Genomic DNA, 23,705 nt, shown 5'->3' on the forward strand with positions numbered 1-23,705 from the left:
TAATCAAATATTACTAGAAGTAAAGCTTATGCAGATAGCTTTTCTGTCTCTTCAGTGGATTGCTTTTTTCCTGACATAAACCAGCCGCTTACAGCGATTAACACCAGCACGGCATAAAATGTAAGCTTCCAAGCTAATGACTCTGCAAAATCATGTGAGATTACAGCTAGCGCTTCATGGGCTAACGTATGTACCGCAAGCTTTACGCCTACCCAGCCTACAATGACAAACGCCGCAATCTCCAATCCTGGACGACTTTCCAAAAGCTTAACAAACATTGATGCTGCAAAGCGCATAATCACAACACCGATGAACCCGCCAAGGAAAACGACGATAAAATGTCCGCCGTCCATCCCGCCAATCGTTGGCATAGAAGTTTTAGGCAATGAAACAGCTAACGCAATCGCCGCTAAAATAGAATCAATTGCAAAGGCAATATCCGCTAATTCAACCTTAAGAACCGTTAACCAAAAGCTGCTCCCTTTCTTCTTTTTGCTTGGCAAACTATTATGTTCTTTACTTTTAAACCATACCTTCCTTACGATATGGTTAATAGCGATAAATAACAGATACAATGCGCCAATTGCTTGTACTTGCCATATATTGACGAGAAATGAAATAGCAAATAACGAAAGAAAACGAAATACAAGTGCGCCAATTAGCCCATAAAATAGTGCTTTTTTTCGTTCTTCCTCAGGCAAATGCTTTACCATAATTGCTAGCACTAGGGCATTATCCGCCGCTAACAAGCCTTCAAGCGCAACGAGTATAAATAATACTGAGCCAAATTCAAAAAACATAGTCCAATCCATAATTATCCTCCTATTGCATAAATTTTAGGGTGATGGTTAAGCAAGCATTGCACAAAAAAAGACCTTTACCTATTACGAATGACGAAATAGGCAAAGGTCTTGCTAACAACGAATGTTTCGTTGCCAATAAAGCCGGAGCTTGCGCTCGTAATGACGACTTTATTGCTAGAGCTACTCCCCTTTGGAGTGTATTATTATGAATAACGTTGCTTACGAATACTTATACGATTAAACTTAAAGAGTGGTTTCAAAAGTTCCAAAATATTTTTTATTTTTTGAAAGAAGGTCAGCAGGTTGAGTGAACAGAGTAATCGCATCCCAGAAATAGAGGAGGCTGAGCTGCACAATTTAGCAAATATGCAGGTTGGAAAAGCAGCAGTACTTTTTACTACTCCTCTTTGCGGAACTTGCAAGATGGCAGTTAGAATGCTGGAAATCGTTGCGTTAGCTGGTGTTTCCTATCATCTATATACAACGAATATTAATTTTACCCCTTATTTTCGCGAGCACTGGCAAATAAAAAGCATCCCTGCGCTAGTTCTTTTAGAGCATGGTCAGCTAGTAAAAATCATCTATGCCATAGGCTCTGTTTCAGAGCTTTATGAGCAATTAAAATAAACCCAGCGTACGTAACTATACGCTGGGTTTATCCTTAGCTTAATTTATTTTGACTTACTAATAGATTTCTAGCTGATAGATCTCAAGCTGATTACAGGCGCTCTACAACATAGCCGCGCTGTTCAAGCAGGGCAATAATGCTATCTTCTCCAGCAAAATGAAGCGATCCTGCAATAACAAAATATGTTTTATATTTTGTATCGTTTAAGTAAGATTCAATCTTATCTGCCATGCCAACATTACGTTTTGTTAACAGACCATCATAATATTCGCTTGAATATTCCTTTGTTTGCTTAGCTATTTCAGTTAAGCTTTCCAAATCGCCTTCTCTCCAAATTTTAAGAAGTGCATCTGTACTCGAACTCACATCATAGCCATCCATGGAGTCAACATATTGCTGAATTGTTTCTTTCAGCATTTTTTCCTGCAAGCTATCAGAGAAGCCAGCTAGCATATTATATTGCAATAAGTAGCTTTCAAGCTGATCACTTGGCAAGTCTTCCTTATCTGCTAGATTCATAAAGTAATAATCAATACCATATGCCAGATCTGCAGATCCTTCATCAAAGATAGAGGAAAGAAGGTTATTAGTATACCACACTCGATATGTTTGCAGTTCTTCTAAACCTTCGTCTTGTATTCCAAGCTGTTCAGCCAGTTTCATTAAATCATTATAGGTTTCTTCTGATAAATGATCCTTTACTTTAGAACCATCTTCATAAACCAACAGCTTCTCAATCGCTTTTAACTCTTCTTCTGTAACGTCTTGGGTCATATCTACCTCAGTTACAAGAATTTCAGAAGCTGCATAAGCTTGCTTAATTTCATCACGCAATGGGTACAAGTCTTTATTTCCTACATGAATCGAACCTAGTAAATAAACAGTGTTTTCACCTTTGGAAACTTTCCATAAAAAGCCTTCAGATGGTGTGTTATTTACATTTTCATAGTCAATTGTAACATCGTAATCATCATCGAGATCTGAGTAATCATCGTCTACATACACTGAGTTCGTTGCACGATCCCATGTCGTAGTTGTAAGCGTAACTGGCTCAAGCTCACGAATTGGTGCATAGTAAGTATGATTGCGATAAATAAGATCTAATTTCTCAATAATAACTTCGTCATCTTCAATTACTTGCTGTGTTTTTAGATCAATAATAAATTCAAAACCATAGTAGTCCAAAACAATTTTCTTCTTAGATCCTTGGTAGCGCACTTCATAGTCTAATTCTTCCATGTAGCTGCGCAATTGAACATACGTTTTGCCTCTCTCTACAAAAGCAGGCTCAGCCAAATCTAATTTTTCTCCATTGTAATAAACAGTAATTCCCTTAGAATCGGCATGAACAGGTATTGCTAGTAAAAATACGAGCATAAATGCTACTAAACTACCAATCCACTTTTTCATTAGCTGAGATCATCCTCCTAGAATTATTCTTCTCTAGTATAGCATCCACCCCATTTATTGCCAATAAAAATAGTAGATTTTTACTCTTAATTTAATAGATTTATTTTCATGATAAATAAAGAGAATTTGGGAAATTATATAATTTCATTAAAAAACAAGAAAAATCATACTTTACTAAAATATGCACAACTATAAATTCATTATTTCTGCTAATAAGCTGAAAGATTTCAAGCGTGCCTGATGATCGTAAATATATGCGGTAGCCATTACCTCATCAACGTCAGTCGCTTGGATTAATGCAGCAAGCTTCTCCTTAACTGTCTCAGGACTTCCGATAATAGCTGCTCCTACCTGCTGCTCAACCATCATCTTTTCTTGCGGAGTCCATAGCTCGTCCATATTTTTTACAGGCGGTTTTAATGGACCGCGTTGATTGCGAATAAAGCCTAAAAACATTTGATACATCGATGTTGCAAGCAGCTCAGCCTCCTCATCACTATCTGCCACGATAATATTCATTGCAACCATGCTATATGGCTTTTCATATTTTTCAGAAGGCTGGAAATTCTGTTTATATAGTTTGAGCGCAGGCACAATATAGGTTGGAGAAAAATGTCCAGCAAATGCAAACGGCAAACCTTTTTCCGCAGCAAGAGCAGCGCTAAAATCGCTTGATCCAAGTAGCCAGATCGGTACTTTTGCCCCTTCGCCTGGAATTGCACGGATTGGATGCTGCACATATTTTGCTGGCTCTAAATAGCCAAGCAGCTCTATCAATTGCTCCGGAAAGTTGCCTCCGTGCGTTTGTCGCTCTCCACGTAACGCCTTTGCCGTAAACGGATCTGTCCCAGGAGCACGTCCCAAGCCAAGATCAATTCGATTAGGATATAAGGCATCAAGTGTCCCAAATTGCTCAGCAATTGCTAGCGGAGCATGGTTCGGTAGCATAATTCCGCCGGAGCCTACGCGGATCGTTTCCGTTTGGGAAGCAATATAGCCAATTACAACTGAAGTTGCCGAGCTGGCAATATTCGGTGAATTATGATGCTCCGCTAACCAAAAGCGTGTATATCCAGCCTTTTCTGCAAGCTGAGCAAGCTCTGCTGAGCGATGCAGGGCATCTGCAACGTCTCCCCCTTCAAGAATAGGAGCTACATCTAAAATAGAAAAAGGAATATGTTTATCCATCAATTATCTTCTCCTTGCATTAACTGTTACCAATATTGTAACAGTTAATGGGTAATTAAGCAAAATGGATTAGAACAAGGTATACTAATCATAGAGCAATTGTGCTCATAGGGAGGTTTTGTTTTGCGCGAAATTAATCACTCTACACAGTTATTAAATATATTTGAACGCCAACCGTTGCATAATACTTTGCAATCATCACTGGAGCTTTCATTGCTTGTCTTATTGCAAGCAAAAACGGATGGAACATACCATATTGCAATTGAACTTGCTGTATCGCTGGAAGGCAGGAAACGTCAAATCCTTGCACATCCATATCGTTTTCTTGATGCAGTTATCAATCGGCATGCTGTCAAGCTAAATCGCTCTGTTTCCTTTGATCCTCAAATCCATCGAATGCTGCCACAAACATTACAAATATGCAGACTTCTCTGGCAAGCATTGAACGAATTTCCAAGCGAAAATGCTGCTAAGCAAGCTCTTGTCTACATCTCTTCGAGTATGTGGCATAAGCTTGAGCCATTGCTGCTAGAGCATAAGCTCGTTCAGTTGCAATACTATTTAGATGAACTGCCGCTGGATCAGCAGTTGCAGGACTTTTCTCAACTTAGCTTTTCTGAGCATAAATTGCCAATCACATTATTTATTTCTAGTATCGACGAGCAAATTATGATAAACGGTGAGCAACTACAAATGCTATTACTGCTCCCAGCTTATGAGCTTGCCTGCTATCAAGGTGTTTTTTACCGCTTAACATGGGAGCAAGCAGAACAACTTCTTGCCTTAGTTAATTTAATGAAAGAAAACTTCTGGCAGCTTTCCATTGACCAAGCAGCTTTAGGTCAATTTATTGAGGAAATCATGCCGCAGTTGCAGCGCATACTGCATATTCATATTGCTGATCAGCTTGCAAGCAAGCTGACTTCTATGCCGCTGCAAGCAAATATTTATCTGGATCGCGTGCGTGACCGTTTGCTAATTGGCGTAGAATTTCAATATGGCAGTTTAGTAATCCAGCCTTTTCAGCCAATGCAAGCTGCCTCTGTAGATGAGCGAATTTTATTGCGCGAGCGAGAGAAGGAATCTGAAATTCTTGAGCTGTTATTGAAGGTTGAAGGGTTGCAAACAGAAGGCGGCATCGTTGTTGAAGGTGACGAGGCGGAATATGAATTTTTCCGAAAAATTTTACCTGAGCTTAAGCAGCTGGCATATATTCATGCAACAACAGCAGTAAAGCTGCGCTACATTACTGATCAGGTGTATCCGCAGCTTAGTTTAACTTGGGAAGAAAAGTCTAATTGGCTGCATTATTCTTTTTCAATGGCAGGAATAAGTGACCAGGAGTTAAAGGAGCTTTTGCAGGCAGTTAGCGATAAACGTAAATATTTTCGTTTATCTCAAGGAGCATTGCTATCATTAGAGCATCCGCAATATGCTGCCTTACTGCGCGTTATGAAGGAGCTTGGCTTAACTCATCCGACGGTTTGGGATGATAAAATACCGCTGGCTAAGGCTATTCCAACCATTCTAACATTACAAAAGAATGAGAGCAGCATTAACCTGTCCCGTTCCTTAAAAAAGTTTATCGAAAGCCTGCGCCAACCAAACATACAAGAAGTTGCTGTGCCAAATACGATTCATGCTGTGCCACGTGACTATCAGCTTGACGGATTTCAATGGTTAAGCAAGCTTGCTCGTTACCAGCTTGGCGGAATACTTGCTGATGAAATGGGACTCGGCAAAACATTGCAAGCGATCATACTGCTCGCTCATTTGCATGAACAATATAAAGACGTGGAAAAGCCAGGTCAAACTTACAAGCAGCTTGTTATCGCCCCCGCTTCGTTGCTCTACAACTGGCAGCAGGAGCTGGAACGGTTTGCTCCATCACTTTCTGTACATGTTTTAGATAGTGCGGACCTTAACAAGACTGGTTGCGATACTCCAAATGTTGAGGTAAACAACGATTGTTCAATTAGTCAAGCGTTAACCAGTCTGCCGTTCAACTGGCAGCAGGCAGATATTTGGATCGCTTCTTACCAATTCGTTCACTCACAGTTTTCGCTATTGCAAAACGTTTCCTTATTAACGATCATTGTTGACGAGGCGCAAACCATTAAAAATGAGCATACGAAAACTTCTCGCGCTCTACGCCAGCTTCAAGCGATACATCGGTTTGCCCTAACTGGCACGCCAATCGAAAATCGTTTGGAAGAATTATGGTCAATTATGAGCTTTGTAAATCCGATGTTATTTCCGGATAAAAATAAATGGCTAGAATTGCCGCGCGAAACATTAAAGCAAATGATCGCACCTTTTATGCTAAGAAGAAGTAAGAACGAAGTTTTACAGGAGCTGCCTCCTAAATATGAATCTACGCTATATGCTCCGCTTACAATGGAACAGAAAAAACTATACCTTGTACAGCTAGCCAAGCTGCAAGAAGATTCACTCAAGCATCTTGATCGCAAGAAAAAGGGAGAACGGCGTATTAAAATATTGGCCGGTATTACGAGACTGCGCCAAATTTGCTGTCATCCAGAATTATGTGTTGAAGGCTATAAAGGAGAAAGTGCTAAGCTTAAGCAGCTATTGCAAATCGTAGATGAAAAGATAGCGGCAGGTAATCGAATATTAATTTTTTCTCAATTTACTGCAATGCTGCAAATCATTGCCCGAGAATTACAATGGAATGGCTACAGTCATTACTATCTTGATGGCAGTACACCGCCTAAAGAGCGAATAAGGCTAGTTGATCAATTTAACCAAGGCTCACGACAAATTTTTCTTATGTCACTTAAAGCGGGCGGTACCGGGTTAAATGTAACGGGAGCAGATACCGTAATATTATACGATTTATGGTGGAATCCTGCAGTAGAGCAACAAGCTGCTGACCGCGTTCATCGCATCGGTCAACAATTGCCTGTGCATATTATTCGCTTAATCGCTGAGGGCACTTTAGAGGATAAAATGATTCAATTGCAGCAACGAAAACAGCAGCTTATTAATGATATTTTGGACGAGGAACAACTAACAGAGACAACATTGACTGAGGAAGACCTGCTAATGCTGCTACAGCATCAGCTAGATACTGATAATATATAACTTAATCTTTAATCTTTATAACCTGAGCCCTCCTGCTATTCTTAAGCATGAGAGGCATCAGGTTATAAATTCAGAATACTGCTTGTTTGTTAATCAAGCTCTCCTTCTTCATATAAGGTAACAAAAGCATCGACAACCTCTGGATCAAATTGCTTTCCTTTTTGCTCAATTAGCCATTCAATTGCTGCTTTTTGTGTCCATTTTTCCTTATATGGACGTTTCGTCGTAAGTGCATCGTACACATCGACTACTGATACAATTCGTGCTTCTAGCGGAATATCCTTACCTTTTAGCATATACGGATAGCCTTCACCATCCCAACGCTCATGATGATGGAGAATAATGTTTTTGGCAACGGCAAATTCATCCACTAATAAATTATCATTAAGCTCTCCATTAATTTTCTCCAGTATATCGACACCGATTTGCGGATGCATCTCAATAATTTTACGTTCATAAGGAGCTAATGAACCTGGCTTATACAATATGCCTTCTGGTATCGCTGACTTGCCAATGTCATGCAAGATGCTTCCATTAATCACTTGCTTAATATAACTGCTTGGCACATCAACGTTATGCAATGAGATAAAGCGATGGATTAGCATTTCACATAAACTTTGCACACGAATTAAATGATTTTCAATGCCTGGATCACGTATTTCACAAGAAATAGCCAATGCTTTTAATAGGGAGCCTTTTAAATTGTCAGTCCGCTGCTCATCAAGATAATAGCCGCGCTCAAGCTCCTCCAAACTTCGAAACACTCCAACGTAATACAGCTTACCTTCAATAAAGTAAGGGGTTATCGTGATCGAGGAATGCCATTCCTCTCCTGAGCGATTGCGATTAGTAAATACACCCGACCATGGAAGATTTTCAGCTAATGTTTCATACATTTGACGATACGTTTCGGGAGGTGTTTTTCCCGTACGTAAAACACCTGCTTTTTTACCAACTACCTCTTCATTTGTATAACCTGTAATCCGTTCATACACTTCATTCACACAACAAATTCGATGATGCTCATCGGAAATCATTACAGCATCAGCTAATTGTAAAACTTGAGTAAAATAACTTCTTAATTTTTTATTTTCATCATTCATAGTAACCCTCTTTTATTGAATTCCTTGCTGAAACCTTCCTACAGGAGCAACTTACCATTATGCAGCAAGCAATTGTGCAATTCAGATACAGTTTTTACTTCATAATAGCTTAATTTTTGCACTGGCTGCTGACCGCGATGATTAAACCAAATCATATTCCAACCAGCAGAATGCGCGCCTATCACATCATTACGCCAGGAATCACCAACATATGTACATTGCATATGAGTCGTATTCGTCTTTTGATTGATTAATTGAAAGATTTGCGGATCAGGTTTATCAATTCCATAAGTTCCAGAAATAAAAATATTTGATTTAGCAATGAGCTTATCTAACCCTAGTGCCTGAATTTTTCGCCATTGATGAGCTTCAGCACCATTGGTTAATAAACCAACAACAATTTCATGTTGTTGCAACTCGGTAATCAACTCTTTTATTCCTGCAAAGCATTGAATATTAAATTGGCAGGCAAGATATGCTTGCTGCACATTTTCTGCCTCTTCCTCTGTTAAATGAATGTCAAACTCTTTTAGAGCAAGACGAAATCGTTCACGACGCATATAATCCGTTGACGCTCCTTGCTCCATCTTTCCTGCACCGCCTAACTCAAGAGACAAAATATCACTATAATAACGCATGCGATGGTAAGCAGCCTCATATGGAAAATGTTCAAGCTTGGAAGTATAGGACCATACCGCTTGGCGAAACGGTATCAAATGGTCATATAAAGTATCGTCAACATCAAAAAATACCGCTTTCGTTTCTCTATTCTTCCGCATAATATTCACCTTTAAATTGTTAAGTATTTTTATTGTAACAGAAAACAGTCTATAATTGATGGATTTTACTTCAATGCCTAATAAAAAAGAGGCTGGGACAAAATAACCCAGCCTAACTAAAAACGGCGGTGACGTTTACGAAAGTAAAATGTCATCGCCGTTAAATTTTTAAATACAAAAGGAACACCATCTGTTAAAATTTTAGTACTCCTACAAAAACATTAAAGAAGGTGTTCCTTATGTACAAACAGTATAACATGAACCAATTAGTTTTGCCTCTAAATTTAGAAGTTAAATTAAATGAAAAAGATATTGCGTTTGCCATTCATCATTTGGTCGAAAGTATTCCCGATGAAGCGTTTCGTTCGTTTGTTCGTCGTGATGGTTGTCCATCCTATCATCCTCGCATGATGCTCAAGATCATTCTATGTGGCTACACCCAATCTGCCTTTTCTGGTCGTAAAATTGAAGCTCTAACGAAAGACAGTATTCGGATGATGTGGTTGGCACAAGGCTACGAACCTTGCTACCGCACAATCAATCGTTTCCGTGTTCATCCTGAGATGAAGGAATTAATCCGCCAGTGCTTTGTTCAATTTCGCTCGAAGTTAGTAGAAGAAAAGATCATTCACCAAGAAGCGATTTTCATTGATGGTACAAAGATTGAAGCGAATGCCAACAAGTTTACGTTTGTATGGAAAAAAGCCGTGGACAAGCATCATACTCGTCTAATCGAGAAGTCGAATCAATTGTACAACGAGTTATTGGAACAAAAGATTATTCCAGAGCTCGAACATGAGCAGGAACTCTCTACGGAAAACTTGTTGGAGATCGCAGAACACCTCGAACACGTGGTTGAAAGCTATACAGAAAAGATGGAAGCATCCGAAAATACGAGCGAACGAAAGCAATTACGAAGCAAGCGTAAAGTGCCAAAACAAATGCTCAAGCAAGTCCGTGAATGGATTGAACGAAAGAAAAAATACAAGCAGCATCAACAACAGTTTGGAGATCGAAACAGCTATTCGAAAACCGATCCGGATGCGACGTTTATGCGGATGAAAGATGACTATATGAAGAATGGTCAGTTAAAGCCTGGATACAACGTACAAATTGCGACAGAAGGACAATATACACTGGCGTATGGGATCTATCCTAATCCAACAGACACGAAGACGCTCATTCCTTTTCTTAATGAAATTGAAAACCAATACTTCGACTTACCTACCTACATCGTGGCGGACGCAGGCTATGGAAGTGAACAAAACTATGAGGATGTCATCACCAATCGCAAGCGTGTTCCATTGATGAAGTATACGATGTATGAGCGCGAACAAAAGAAGAAGGTAAAGAACGATCCCTTTCAACCGAGAAACTGGCAGTACGATACGGAGGAAGATCGATATACCTGCCCTAATGATCAATATCTCACCTTTCAACGCTATGCTACTCGTAAAGATAAAGGCGGGTTCCAACGTCAGTTTAAGATCTATTCATGTTCGGATTGTACAGGCTGTTCCTTCCGAACAAGCTGCACAAAGGCAGGAGAAGGACGAAATCGACAACTGTTAATAAACGATCGTTGGGAACAACAAAAAATATATGTACAAGAACAGCTTTCAGAAGAAAAAACAGGTGAACTCTACCGTCAACGTAAAATCGACGTAGAGCCAGTTTTTGGATTCTTGAAGGCTAATTTAGGTTTCACTCGTTTTTCAGTTCGTGGAAAACGAAAAGTAGAACATGAGATAGGACTAGCCTTAATGGCAGTAAATTTAAGAAAATATGTGTTACGAACGTAGACGAGTACAGAGAAAATAGAACTTAAAATAGGAAAAAGGTGAAATCCACTTGCGGATTTCACCTTTTTCTTGCTTTAGAGACTAGTTATGTCCCAGCCTTTTCTGAAAAAACAACTAATTTTCCTTATTTCACATAATCCAACATTGATTTCACTTGCAGTTTTCCAGACAATGCAGGCGTGTAAGAGCTGCCACCAGCAAATTTCATAAAAGACACGGTATGCGGCTTACCTGGTATAAGATCAAAATAGTTGTCTGACCAAATTCCTTCCTCTTCAGCGATTAGCACTACTCCTTTTGCTACTACATCACTCTCAATAGTAACAATTGTTTGCCCTGCTTGTTGCTGTTCATGCACCGTTAAATTAGGCTTTAACAGTTCCAGCTCAGCATTATTCACAAAATAGTGAAGACAGCTTGCTATAACACCATTCTCACCTTCCCAGAAAGCGGCAAGTACTACTTCCTGCTTTTTATAATTAGCTAGCAGTTCAGCAATAACTAAGCGTTCGATTAACTGTGAAGGCTGACTTGAAGTTGTTATCTCCTTGCTAGCTAAATATAATACATGACCAGACAAATGATATAATTGCAATGTCAGTTTACCCTTTTGTGGCAGCGAAGCATCTGAAACTAGATAAAGCTTTAACTGCCCTTCCTTCTCCTCTGGAGATAGGAGAACTGGAGCAAAGCTGCGGCGCGCATAATAATGCAGTGCTTTCCAACGCCCAAAATAGTCTATACCTGACCATGAAGCTACAGGCCAGCAGTCATTCATTTGCCAATACAATGAGCCCATACAATACGGCATACTGCGACGATGCGCCTCAATAGCCATTTTCATTGCATCTGCCTGTAACAGCTGACTTAAGTATAGGAAACTATGAAAATTCACTGGCTGCTTCATATAAATATCCATATATTCTTTAATAAGCCGATTTCCGTTGCCATTTTTTTGATGAGCAAGCATTACCTCTGATTCAATATCTAATTCATTCTCCTCGGCGAAGCTGCGAATTGTGCGATATTCTGGAAAGGACTGAAAACCGTATTCACTCATAAATCTGCCGATTTTAAGCTGATAATTTTCAAATGGCTCAACGTTATGCCATACACCCCAGTAATGTATATCCCCTTCATTCGTTAATGGATGAGCATGCTGGTGTTTATCCCCTGTTAACGATACTAGCGGAGAAGACGGCCAATAATCAACAGATGCATGCAGCTCTCCTACTACACTCGGCAATAGCTTATGAAAAATATTTTCGTAATCTTGCCATAGCTTTTCTCTTTGCTCCGCTGTATAGTCCTTTTTCCAGCCCCAACCTGCATCCTCATCATAATGCGCCCACGCTGAATCAATCTCATTGTTCCCACACCATAGTACAATCGAAGGATGATTACGTAATCGTTTTACATTATCAATTGCCTCATGCTTAACACTTTCGAGAAATGCTTCATCGCCAGGATACATGCTGCACGCAAACATAAAGTCCTGCCAAACCATAATGCCATACTCATCACATAAATCATAAAATACGTCTGCCTCGTATACACCGCCGCCCCATACGCGCAACATATTCATATTCGCTTCTGCAGCAGCAAGCACTTCTGCACGATAGCGTTCAGCTGTTACCTCGGTAATAAAGCTGTCATTCGGAATATGGTTTGCACCTTTTGCAAAAACCGCCACACCATTAAGCTCAAAGTAAAAGCTAGCACCACTTCCATGCTCATCTCGCTTACGAACAAGCTTTACATTGCGCAAGCCAGTTACAACACTGGCTCTTGTAATATGCTGCCTTCCTTGCTCCTCAAGGCTAACCTCAACCTCGAAATGATAGCGATGAGGCTCTCCCAGTCCTCGACACCACCAAAGTTTTGGGTTTTTAATCGTCATTGGCACAACAAGCTCTTGCTCGCCAAGCTTTAGCTCTACATCTGCAGCAAAACACAAATTTTCTGTTGTTATCGTTAGTTTAGCCTTGCCTTCCGTATTACTTTGCAGAGAAACTATAGCATTTAAATTTGCTTCCTCCGCATTAACGTTAAGCTGCTCAATATAAATGTCCTCGACCTTTACGCAAGACCAGCAAACTAATTCAATCGAGCGCCAAATTCCGCTTGTAACAAAGCGCGGTCCCCAATCCCAACCATAGTGATAAGGAGCTTTTCTTGCAAAAACACTTACTCTCTCTTCTCCTAAGCCGCCAAGCTGCGATTGATCATTTGCTGAAGGTAACGCGTAGCCAAGGGCGCGCAGCTTCGGTAAATCTTCATGAATCGGCGAGCGAAAAATAATATGCAGCTCGTTACTAGCAGCTAGCTTGCCTGTAACATCTACCTTCCAGCAGCGGAACATATTATTTGCGGACAGAATTTGCTCACCATTCAAATACACATCTGCATATGTATCTAGCCCATTAAAAATAAGCTGTTGCTTTTGTTCAGCTAGAAGCTCTGCAGGAACCTCGAAACTTGACTTATACTCCCAATTTTGCTTATCAATCCATTGCAACTGATGTTCATTCGTTCCGTAAAAGGGATCTGGTATTTTTTTGTGACGCAATAAATCCGTATGGACACAGCCTGGTACTTTTGCTGTCAGCCATTCCGCGCTTTCTGTCGATTTAAATATCCAATTAGCAAGTTCCAATTTATGACTCATAATTTCCTCCAGTCAGCATCCTCTTCCATGTTTGTTATATAAGTTATTTATTTATTAAAACAAATAATAACAATAATAACACTAAGGTTACAGTGATAACAAGAATTTATTCAAGATTCGTAAACATCACTCAGTTATTTGATTTTTATTGCTTAGTAAATATAGGCACCTGCTTCAGATCATCAAGCGTAATAACACGTGGATGGTGATAAACCTTCTCTATAAACTGCTGATCATTATGCTTACCGTCCATAAGAAAGTCACCGCTCCAAGTCACAAATAGCCCCCAATTAGCACCATATTGTTGCATCTCATCAGGATCTGGAATAGAGCCATTTTCCATCATAGCGATATATTTTGTGCCTCCGGTCAACTCGTAGAGCTGATCATAATAATTAACAATCGGGCTATGATCACCTGGTTCCGGATAACTATCATAGCTAACAATATCAACAACGTCATCACCTGGATACCATGCAGGATCGACGGAATTCCATACCCAAATTAAGTTATTTAATTGATGATAATTGACAAAACGATCATACATTAATCGATATAACTCCTTAGCGGCTTCTGGACCGCTTGCTCCCCACCAGAACCAGCCGCCTTCCGCCTCGTGTAACGGTCGAAACAGCACTGGCACATTATTGATTTGCAAGATCTTAATATGCTGTGCAATGACATCCATATCAGATATAAGCATTTGATATTGCTCGCCATTTTTATCAGCTAACGCTTCTGCTAAATTAAAAGTAACCGCATCACTATAAAAACCACGCCACCATTCTTTACCGGGTTCATCAATTAACCCAGTCGGTGCATTCCAATGCCATAAGAAGGTAACAATCCCGCCTTGCTTATGCCATGATAGTGCTGCTTCGACCTCAGATGAACGTGAACCTCTTGCTGCTCTCGAAGGAGAATATTCAATAAAATCAAAGCCTATGATCGCTGGGCGTTTTCCTGTCATATTTTCAATATCGATAATATGGCTATACTGCTGTTGTCCACTAATAATATATTGGCCTGCTTTCTCATTTAGAAAATTCATTAGTGCCTTTGCTTCCTCCGAAGCATTCGGATTACTTAATTGTGCAGTTTTTGGGGCTTGTTTCTTCACACTCTCATTTGCAAGCTGAAGTTCAATATAATCAATATCAAAATATCCCCAGCCGCGGCGGAACTCTATCTTATTTACACCCTGCTCTAATTTCACTCGCGTAGCTTTCATTTGCGTAAAGACAGAGCTTTCATTTAATTTCACTTTATTAAACGGCTGATCATTAATATAAAGCTGTGTTTCTTTATCTCCGCCAGCAGTTCTGTAGCCGACATGCAATGCGTATATGCCGCTTTTTTTTATCTCGACAGGTACGATCAATGCATCAGTTTCTTCGGTAAAGCTGCTAACATAGCCCTCACCTGAATAGTCCGAACCACTTTTTTCAATCGTTGTTCCGATAAGCTCACCAGTCTCTGCTTCTGCGCGAATGATAATTGGTTCAGCCTGCTTCGCTAATACATTCCGCACAAACATTACAGCGAGTATAGTCAAACTCACAATTAATACTAATATTAATAGCAGCTTGCCTAATCGCATCTCCCTAACACGCACAATATACGCCACCTTTACCGAAACAAATAATTTACATCTTTCTCTTAATCTCGAAAATTCGGCAATTGATCTCTCGTTACCGATCGCTCATCATTATAAAAATTAATAAGAGCTTGTCGTTCAGTATAATCCTCGCAATATACATATTGCTGTTGAATGTCATTATTTTTTAGGGCAGACTCATTATTTTCCATGTTCCTTTGCCTAATATCGACTGGTTTGCAAATAAAATCTCCATACCAGTTGCATTGCCATAACCACATAGCCTGATCTTTTTCCATTGCATGAAGTGAAGGGACGACTCCATTTTCAGTTAATGCGATTAACTTAGAGGTCGAGGAATAGCTTAATGCTTGTTGAAAGCGGGCTAGCTGAGAACTATAATCTTGCTTATCCGCATAAATATCCTCGCCAATAATGTCAACATATTGATCTCCTGGATACCAATCACGATGTTGACCGTTCCATACCCAAATTAAATTGTTCAATCCATGGAGCTCTGTTAATCGGTGATACATATATTTCCACAGCTTAATGCAAGGCTCCGGTCCCTCTGCTCCCCACCAAAACCAGCCTCCGCTTGCTTCATGCAATGGACGCCATAATACAGGTACCCCGGCTTCTTGCAGTCGTTTTAATTGAAAAGCTATTGCATCAATATCGCGCACTAAAAGTTGAAATAGTTTCCCCTCTAAATCCGACATCGCTTGACGGATGCTAAACGTTGTAGCATCCGTATAGAAACCACGATCCCAGCTCCGTTCTGGAGAAATATCAACTAACCCATTCGGTGCATTCCAATGCCAACAAAATGTTACGATCCCGCCTTCGTTCCACCATTTGATTGCATCTTCAACATCGTCGCAGGTAGAACCGCGCTCCACACGGGAAGGGGAATAATTCATCATATCAAAGCCGCAAACTGCAGGATATTTACCAGTCACTGCAGCAATAATCTCAAGTTCTGGCTGAGACAGAACACCAATTTGCTGCCCAGTCAGAACTTTACTTCCATAAATGCTGCACAAATATTCCATAAGTCTCTTTGCCTGCGTTGTTGCTTGCGGATTAATGAGTACGGGCTCAACAGTATAACGTTTGCTCATTCTCCTACCTCATTTCCTAGTCTCGAATTAACCAACAATACCAGTGCGTTCAATACTTTCTACAAAGTAACGTTGAACAACAATGTACATTAATATAAGCGGAGCAATTGCCAGCAATATGCCTGTATCAACAACCATTGCCACATGATTTGGATCTGCTTTAAAACCTGAACCATGAGCATAACCCATTAATACTGGAATAAATTGATTAGCTTGCGAAGCAAGCGTGGACACCTTCAAAGGCATTAACTCCATTCCATTCATAAAGAGCGTAGTATAAAAAGTATCGTTATACTGCCAAACAAAGCAAAACAGTACTACAGTAATAATTGGCGGTACTGCATTCGGCAGCATAATACGAATAAATGTCTGTATTCCGCCAGCACCATCGATTAACGCAGCTTCTTCAATTTCCTTAGGTAACCCCTTAAAAAATTGGCGAAAAATATAAATAAATAGTCCCGCCTTTAATCCGATCGCAGTAGCTGAAGTAATAATCGAGGGCCAATACGTATTAATTAAGTTCACTCCTGACTTTCCAGTAAACAGTGAAATTAAGCCAAGAAAATCAAAATTTTTGAAATGCAAATAGTAAGGCAGCATTAATGTTGTTGATGGCACAAGAATTGTCACAATAACTAAACTAAACAACAATTGATTGCCAGGAAAATTAAATCTGGCAAAACCATAACCAGCTAACGCACAGCTTGCTGTCGTCAGTAGCGTTGTAATTACAACGAACAGCAATGTTTTACCTAGCATCGGAAAATAATCTAGTATTCCCATCGCAAGCTGTATATTCTCCCAAGTATAGTGAATAGGCAGCATATAAATTGTAGGATTATAAATGTCTGCCTTATCCTTAAAGGCTACAGCAATTTTCTGCAAAATCGGATAAATAATAATGAAAGAAATACCAATGACGAGTAAGGCGCGAAAAATAGAATAGACAATATCAAAAAAACGCTGCAGCACCTTTTGTCTTTGATAATATCGCTCATCTTTAACGACATTGCTCATGCTTCTCCCTCCTACTGCTTAATTGTAATGAATGCGTCGTGACACAAGCACGCCAATGATAATTAAAACGAGGGCAACAACTGCAGTATAAATCCATGACATCGCAGCGCTTAAGCCAAAGTTTTGTGTTTCAAAGGCTACGGAATAAATAAGTTCTGTGACAGGACTGCCTGTAAATGAATCAATTATGGTATAAATAATGTTTGTTAAAATAAGCGGGCTAACCATCGGAAATGTAATTTTCCAAAAGCACTCATAGGAGGTTGCCCCCTCCATTTTGGCTACTTCATACATTGAGCTTGGTACTGATTGTAAAGCCGCTAGAAAAATTAAAATTTGCACACCAGAGCTTGTAATAATGTTATAGATTCCTAGAATTGCCCCCACAATATAATCAACAAAAGAACGAGGCAAACCGACATCTAGTAACATATAAACAATGGATGTCACATTATAGCTGGACGTATATACTTCTAACTCATTCAAATACGCCCCACTTCCGAGTAAATTAATCAGTCCTGCTTGTTCAGCCGCTGCAATGGCATTCGATGCCAAAATAACTGGTAAGAAGAAAATTGCCCGCGCCAACGTTCTGCCGCGAAATTTCTGATTGAGCAGCGTTGCTGAAAAGAGGCTAAAAAATAAAATCATTGGTACGCTAATTAACATTTGCCCGATCGAATCTGTAATTACACGGTTAAAATTAGCATCGACCAATAACGCGGTGCGAAAATTATCAAAGCCGATCGGCTCCAAGCTATACCCATCTGGCTGAATAACCAGCTTAGTAAAGCTGAACAATAGTGACTGGATAAGCGGAGTTAAATAAAGAAAAAGAAAGCCGATTAACCATGGAGCTATAAACATTAAACCAAGCAGCGACCGTCTACGCTGCAAGCTCATCATTTTCAGTTTTCTCATTTCCGATCACCGCCTAGCCTATAGTCTCTTGCCCCTACATTCATTCCATGGATGGAAACATCGGCTGCTGTATAATTAACAACAATAAAGAGGCCATTATCATATTGAATTTCGACAACACCTGGCTGATGCACAATCCGCTCCACGATTGCAGCTCCGCTAACTTTAACAAGCACACTATTTACTTCTTCATACATAGCCGCTGCTTCTTCAAGCCAAATTTCATATCCAGTTGAAAAGTAATTATCGTAAGCCGTTAATTTTAAATCTGAGGAATGATTATAGCTCCATGTGAAATGCGGATATGCTCCTTGCTCAATTGATCGTAATAAATGCTCCTTTATATTTTGCTCATCACTAAGATTGATGGAAGGTCCTGCGTACGGAATATAACCATGCAGCACCATCTGTATAAATGGAACACTTTCATCGGTAATACTAAATGAACTTGATGATGTCGGCACATCAAGCAAATGATCGCTATATGCCCATGAATACGCATGACCGCCAACGACGATCGTTTCATATTGATCTGAAAGCTCTGCTAATGATTGTTGCACAATTTTCTTTGCAGTATCACGATGCACAACTTTGCTAACACGAAAATCAGAGCCTAGTACATCGCCTAAATCTCGCAAAGTCACACCTGACAAACCGTACTTTTTATTAAAGGATTTCTGAAATTGCTCCACATAATATGGCAGCTTGGATGCAGAAAGCAAATAATAGCTTCCCATCATACTATCCATTCGATTTAATGCCCGATTATATGGGTATAGCTCAACGACTTCGCGTGTAACAAAACGTGCAGCATCTGAAGCTGGCGTAAAATGCAAATCATCATTATAAACATATTGAAAGGCTACATCGGGATAAAGCATACCGCCTGTCTTTTTTAATTTTTCATCCAATGCTAGCAACTGCGCTTGATTGCCTAGCACAGAATCTAGCTTCAGCTTAACTGGCGTTTTATGGTGAATACCGCGATCAAACCAGCCAATATAACGCATATTCACCTTTTCTACACCGTGTTCGACTAACTGATCAACAATCTCAGCAGCCTGCTTAAAGGTTGTTAAGGAATTAATCTTTTTATAGGGCACACCTAGGAACGAGGCTTGCTTATCATAGGAACCTATAATATCTAAATAGAACGGTATTTTCTCCAATGCCTGTAATTTTGTAAGCACACCATCCTCCGCAAGATGCTCTCGATATAATGCAGCCATGCCGCTATAGCTTGCTTTTTCATTCGTAAGGAAACTGTAGCGAATTTGCAGATCACCCATAAATCGCTGTTCATTTAGTCGCTGGATCTCTTGATATTTATTTCCTGTATACAATTCCAAGATGTCTTCCCCGCGGAGTTGGAAGGAAGCATACACATTGTTATAGGAATTGCGAATTCCATTAATAGAGCTTGTAATACTGCTGTTTGCTTCACCAGCAATAATCTCAGCAAACCAAGCTTTATTTCCATCTTTTAAGCCGAAAACAGGCATTCGCGCTTGCTCACTTACCATTCCTCTAGTCCTGCGGGTATTATTAGGATCATTTCCATATACGCGCTGGACATATTGCTCTTCTTTTGTTTTTCCGTTATTCAAATAAATGAGACTGCCCGATCCATCAGGTACAAACATATATCCTTCAGCAGCGCTATTTGCCGCGCCAAAAAACGGCAGCACATCAATGCTTCGTACTAAATACGATGATGTCTCCTCAATTTGCGATGCAGGAACTGTAACGACCAATTCATCGTCAATCAGACGATATTCAATGACAACTTTAAAGTTAGGCTTCTCATCAGCGGCAGCTTCGCCTCCGCCTTGCTCAGCATTGTCAAAGGCTAGATCCTCCTCGGTATATCCCGCTTCCTGGAAGGCAGCGAGCATTTTATTAAGGACGAGCTTTTTCTCAACTTGAGCATCTAATCGCTCCATTACTCCAGGCTTAGCTTTTGATTCCATATATCTGGCTTTCACATAATTTGCTGTAGCTTCAGGCAAATTTGCGAGAATTAGCGTCTCAAAACGCTCTTTACTGATATATTTTGGCAGCGCATCTATACCGACAGAATTATCTCCCAACTGATAAGTAACCCGTAAGCCATTTTCAATCGCTTCAGCATAAAATTGTTCATTAGCAATGCTTTTTTCGTAATTAGCGTACGTATAAAGATTCCCTTCTAGATCGCGGTATTGAAGCACAAGTTGTGAGGAAAGCATGCTTTGCTCATAGGCTGAGGCAAGCGTATCGTCCGCGCGATCAATAGGGTTGCTATACCAAGTAAAGCCGCTGCTTATATCGGTAACAGCAATTTCCGTCGTTTCTTCATTGTAGCTAAGTACTAATTTTTCATTTTTCGCTACAGCCTTCATTCCCGCTACTATCGGCTGCGCAACACTTTTAAGTTCTGTGCCCGCTTCTACAGTAGAGATATCCAAGTAATCAGCTACCGCAACGGCAGGAACTCCTCGATTAAGAAAAACAATAATACCGGTGATCAGTAAAGCAGTAAGGAGAGCACCGAGTATAAGCCATTTTTTGATTTTCATACGAATGGATGCATCCCCCTTTTCTACGTTCTAAACAATAGCTCACGGTAGATGTTATAAATAAATTCATAGATTTGCTGCAGCATACTAAACACTAGCGCTGCTAAAAAAACGATAATTCCCATAACGATAACCGTTAGGAACATCGTGGTTACCGTTTTCAACACAGTATATTGATGGACTGTCATAATCCCAACAAATAATAGCCAAACAAACCATATCGAGGCTATTGAGAGCAATAAATAATAGAAAGCCGTTTCCTCTTCAGCCATAAAGCGGCTAATAAACGTTATCGGGATATAAATAACAACTAACGGTGTTAAAGAATAGGCAGACGCTATAAAAATTTCTGTAAATTTGCCCTCACCATCCATCAACGTAGTAATGGACCAGTTAGCGACAACCCATAAGCAAAACGGAACAACAACCGTTGTAATATCTACAAGACTATTAATTGAGCGAGGGTCAATATCATTGACCATAAACCCGGCAAATTGCTTTTGTAAGATTAGCGCTAAAATAGTTAAAGCAATAATAACAAATGAAATTTTTAGACTGCCTTTATTGTCATATTTCAAATCCCAGAAGCTGCTGAATGGCTTAAACATAACGCGCAAAGGATAATAAAAGAGCTCATTCCTCATAACTTCTGCTCCCTCCCAACTTGTTGAACAGCAGTCATCGACATGTTTCGCTTAGGACGCATTTTTCTCCATAACAGAATGCCTATCACAGCCAGCATAGCTATGAGAAGAACCGTCATAATCGTAGCAAAATGCTGCTTCATTTCTTCGCGGCGATACCGCTTATATGCTACCGAATACTGATCACGATCCATGCCTTGCTTTAAATAATAGAGTGCTTCCTCATTGCGCTTTGCCAGCACTAATGAGCGTCCGATGCCCAAATAGGCAATATCATAATTGCTATTCAAATCTAGCACCCGTTGCCAAATTGGTACTGCTTCTTCGCTGTAGCCGTTATAATGCAAGCGTGAAGCCTTTAGCACCAGTTCGCCAAATAACGTTGGTTTAAACACATTAATAACTCCTTTAGCTCGGTCAAGCACTAGCTGATTTTTGCCATCGTATTCAATCGCAACAGGCGTCTTAAAAGTCCCTTCTTGATTAGCTAACATCCCATAAATAAATAACAGATTCCCTTCCGAATCATAAGTAAAAATTCTTCCTTGATTGCTATCAAGTGCACTATACATTCCGTCCCCTAAATATTTTATATCGATAAAAATTGAAGGGCCTACAGACAAGCGGTAACGAAGATCTCCGCGCACATCAAAATAACCAAACCGTTTTAAGACATCTTCGCCCGACGGATTTAACCGTTTAATCGGTGTAAGCGTATTTAAATCGATATTCGTTGCATAAACAAATCCTTTATGATCAATATCAAGATTTGAAAATTCTGTTGGAATGAATAAAATCATTTGACTGCGTTGTTCCTTTGTAGACAGCATCCGCCATATAATTTCGTAATAATTGCGCTTTACTTCATTCGTCCCGATATAACCAAGGAAGGTGCCATCTGCATCAAATTGCATAATCCCCTCAAAGACACCCTTAGCTACGACATACATCCGTTTTGCTTTGTCAACCGCAACTTTAGTCGGCACAAATTGAAAGCCAGCCGCAATAATATCCGATTGCACATGATCAATCGTTAATCGCACATCTCCCTGCTTCGTAAGAACAATTAGCTTTCCAAGACCGCTGTCAGCAATGTACAGATCTCCATCATGATCAACAAAAATGCCGCTAATGCTGCCAAATTGCTCAATGCCAGGAGCAGAATCAATAATTCGCTCAACGCTCCAGTCAGAATTTAGCACAACGATTCGTTTATTCCCTGTATCTGCAATATAGATGTTGCCTTGCTGATCTAACACCATATCGTTTGGCTCGCTAAATGCACCTACTCCTAGTAATTGACCGCTAATTACTTTTTCCGGCACAAATGCAGCTGGAGAAGGAACTGCTTCTTCCCAATAATTGTAGTTGTATGCCTCATACGGCGTTCCTGCTGATACCTCTTCCAACGAAGATGTAGCGACAAGAGCGAAGGCAAGGAATAATGCTGTCAATATTTTCGGTATTCTCATCTTTACCCTCCCTTCCTAATCTTTCATGCCAGAGGAAGCCATTGTTTCAATGATTCTGCTTTGGGAAAAAACAAATAATGTAATTGGTACGCTCATTAAAATCAAGGCTACTGCTGCAGCCGCTCCTGCACGAGCAATTCCGCCATAAATAATTTGATTGGCGGCAAAATGAAGACTTTTCAGTTGCTCGCTGTAAATAAAGCCGTTCCCGTCGCTTCCCCATAAAATTTGAAATTGCAAAATAATTAAGGTCAGCCATGCTGGTTTCACATTAGGCATAACAATACTCCAAAAAATCCGATATTCACTAGCTCCATCAATTTTTGCCGCTTCCATTAGTGCATCAGGCATTTGCTCCATAAACTGCTTCATTAAATAAAGACCCAATGAATAGGAAAAGGCTGGAATGATAACTGCCCAGTACGTATCAATTAGACCAAGCCAGCTCATTACCATATAGTTAGGAATTGACGTAACCACAGGCGTAAACATTAGAGATAATACGACAATTTGAAATAACACTTTTCTCCCTGGAAACTTATGTTTCGCCAGCGGAAATGCCGCAGCCGAGGCAAAAATCACATGACCAAGCACCCCAGTAAGCGTAATAAACAGAGTGTTGAAAATATAGCGACTAAACGGAACCCATGACTCGCCAAGTAAATTCATTAAATCTAAAAAGTTATTAAATGTCGGATTGCGAACAAATAACGTTGGCGGAAAGAGAAATATTTCATCTAACGGCTTAAACGCATTGTTAATCGCATAAACTAGCGGCAATACCATAAATGCCCCAAATAAGGCCAGTACGATAAATAAGGCAAAGCTTCCCCAGAACGAGCGATTTACCCTTTTAGATCGCAGCTTAAAGGAAAAGGGCATG

General features: G+C 40.0%; 17 protein-coding genes. 3 read left to right on the plus strand and 14 right to left on the minus strand.

Features of this window, described 5'->3' with window-relative positions; translation table 11 throughout:
• Positions 1–26: 26 nt before the first annotated feature.
• A complete protein-coding gene (locus AC2TDL_RS03855; RefSeq protein ID WP_484698891.1) occupies positions 27–812 on the minus strand; it encodes a TerC family protein in 786 nt (261 codons plus the stop codon).
• Between the two features lie 294 nt (positions 813–1,106).
• Here AC2TDL_RS03855 and AC2TDL_RS03860 point away from each other — a divergent pair, with 294 nt between their 5' ends.
• Complete coding sequence (locus tag AC2TDL_RS03860) at positions 1,107–1,430, plus strand: thioredoxin family protein (protein WP_484698892.1); 324 nt, start codon at positions 1,107–1,109, stop codon at positions 1,428–1,430.
• A 91-nt stretch (positions 1,431–1,521) separates the two neighbouring features.
• Here the strand turns inward: AC2TDL_RS03860 and AC2TDL_RS03865 are convergent, their stop codons facing one another.
• Positions 1,522–2,841: a TraB/GumN family protein gene (locus AC2TDL_RS03865; protein ID WP_484698893.1), complete on the minus strand. Its 1,320-nt coding sequence runs from the start codon at positions 2,839–2,841 to the stop codon at positions 1,522–1,524.
• A 189-nt stretch (positions 2,842–3,030) separates the two neighbouring features.
• Positions 3,031–4,029 carry an LLM class flavin-dependent oxidoreductase gene (locus tag AC2TDL_RS03870; RefSeq protein ID WP_484698894.1) on the minus strand — a complete coding sequence of 333 codons (999 nt, stop codon included), beginning with the start codon at positions 4,027–4,029 and terminating at the stop codon, positions 3,031–3,033.
• 123 nt (positions 4,030–4,152) lie between these two features.
• Between AC2TDL_RS03870 and AC2TDL_RS03875 the strand changes: the two genes are divergently transcribed.
• On the plus strand, positions 4,153–7,134 hold the full coding sequence (locus tag AC2TDL_RS03875) for a DEAD/DEAH box helicase (RefSeq protein ID WP_484698895.1): 2,982 nt from the start codon (positions 4,153–4,155) through the stop codon (positions 7,132–7,134).
• An 89-nt stretch (positions 7,135–7,223) separates the two neighbouring features.
• On the opposite strand, the gene AC2TDL_RS03880 is transcribed toward AC2TDL_RS03875, so the two are convergent.
• Together AC2TDL_RS03880 and AC2TDL_RS03885 are read right to left on the minus strand one after the other, a co-directional pair.
• Positions 7,224–8,237 carry an HD-GYP domain-containing protein gene (locus AC2TDL_RS03880; RefSeq protein WP_484698896.1) on the minus strand — a complete coding sequence of 338 codons (1,014 nt, stop codon included), beginning with the start codon at positions 8,235–8,237 and terminating at the stop codon, positions 7,224–7,226.
• 38 nt (positions 8,238–8,275) lie between these two features.
• Positions 8,276–9,016 (minus strand): HAD family hydrolase, encoded by a 741-nt coding sequence (locus tag AC2TDL_RS03885; RefSeq protein ID WP_484698897.1) that lies wholly within the window; start codon positions 9,014–9,016, stop codon positions 8,276–8,278.
• Between the two features lie 239 nt (positions 9,017–9,255).
• Here AC2TDL_RS03885 and AC2TDL_RS03890 point away from each other — a divergent pair, with 239 nt between their 5' ends.
• Positions 9,256–10,818 (plus strand): IS1182 family transposase, encoded by a 1,563-nt coding sequence (locus tag AC2TDL_RS03890; RefSeq protein WP_484697438.1) that lies wholly within the window; start codon positions 9,256–9,258, stop codon positions 10,816–10,818.
• A gap of 124 nt (positions 10,819–10,942) precedes the next feature.
• Here the strand turns inward: AC2TDL_RS03890 and AC2TDL_RS03895 are convergent, their stop codons facing one another.
• The 9 genes from AC2TDL_RS03895 to AC2TDL_RS03935 form a co-directional block, all read right to left on the minus strand.
• Positions 10,943–13,486, minus strand: coding sequence for a beta-mannosidase (locus tag AC2TDL_RS03895; RefSeq protein WP_484698898.1), 2,544 nt, complete (start codon positions 13,484–13,486; stop codon positions 10,943–10,945).
• Positions 13,487–13,631: 145 nt separating this feature from the next.
• Positions 13,632–15,101 carry a glycosyl hydrolase gene (locus AC2TDL_RS03900; RefSeq protein ID WP_484698899.1) on the minus strand — a complete coding sequence of 490 codons (1,470 nt, stop codon included), beginning with the start codon at positions 15,099–15,101 and terminating at the stop codon, positions 13,632–13,634.
• A 44-nt stretch (positions 15,102–15,145) separates the two neighbouring features.
• Positions 15,146–16,207, minus strand: coding sequence for a glycosyl hydrolase (locus tag AC2TDL_RS03905; protein ID WP_484698900.1), 1,062 nt, complete (start codon positions 16,205–16,207; stop codon positions 15,146–15,148).
• 27 nt (positions 16,208–16,234) lie between these two features.
• Positions 16,235–17,227, minus strand: a complete 993-nt coding sequence (locus AC2TDL_RS03910; RefSeq protein WP_484698901.1) for a carbohydrate ABC transporter permease — start codon at positions 17,225–17,227, stop codon at positions 16,235–16,237.
• Positions 17,228–17,245: 18 nt separating this feature from the next.
• A complete protein-coding gene (locus AC2TDL_RS03915) occupies positions 17,246–18,148 on the minus strand; it encodes a carbohydrate ABC transporter permease (protein ID WP_484698902.1) in 903 nt (300 codons plus the stop codon).
• A complete protein-coding gene (locus tag AC2TDL_RS03920; protein ID WP_484698903.1) occupies positions 18,145–20,706 on the minus strand; it encodes a DUF5696 domain-containing protein in 2,562 nt (853 codons plus the stop codon). The genes AC2TDL_RS03915 and AC2TDL_RS03920 overlap by 4 nt, the downstream gene beginning before the upstream one ends.
• A gap of 23 nt (positions 20,707–20,729) precedes the next feature.
• Positions 20,730–21,350 carry a Yip1 family protein gene (locus tag AC2TDL_RS03925; RefSeq protein ID WP_484698904.1) on the minus strand — a complete coding sequence of 207 codons (621 nt, stop codon included), beginning with the start codon at positions 21,348–21,350 and terminating at the stop codon, positions 20,730–20,732.
• Positions 21,347–22,822: a gluconolactonase gene (locus AC2TDL_RS03930; protein ID WP_484698905.1), complete on the minus strand. Its 1,476-nt coding sequence runs from the start codon at positions 22,820–22,822 to the stop codon at positions 21,347–21,349. Before AC2TDL_RS03930 ends, AC2TDL_RS03925 begins: the two co-directional genes overlap by 4 nt.
• A 15-nt stretch (positions 22,823–22,837) precedes the next feature.
• The gene (locus tag AC2TDL_RS03935; protein WP_484698906.1) at positions 22,838–23,704 is read right to left on the minus strand and encodes a carbohydrate ABC transporter permease; all 867 of its coding nucleotides are present in this window, start codon (positions 23,702–23,704) and stop codon (positions 22,838–22,840) included.
• Between the last annotated feature and the right edge of the window lies 1 nt (position 23,705).

This window comes from Paenibacillus sp. plas6, from assembly GCF_057221655.1.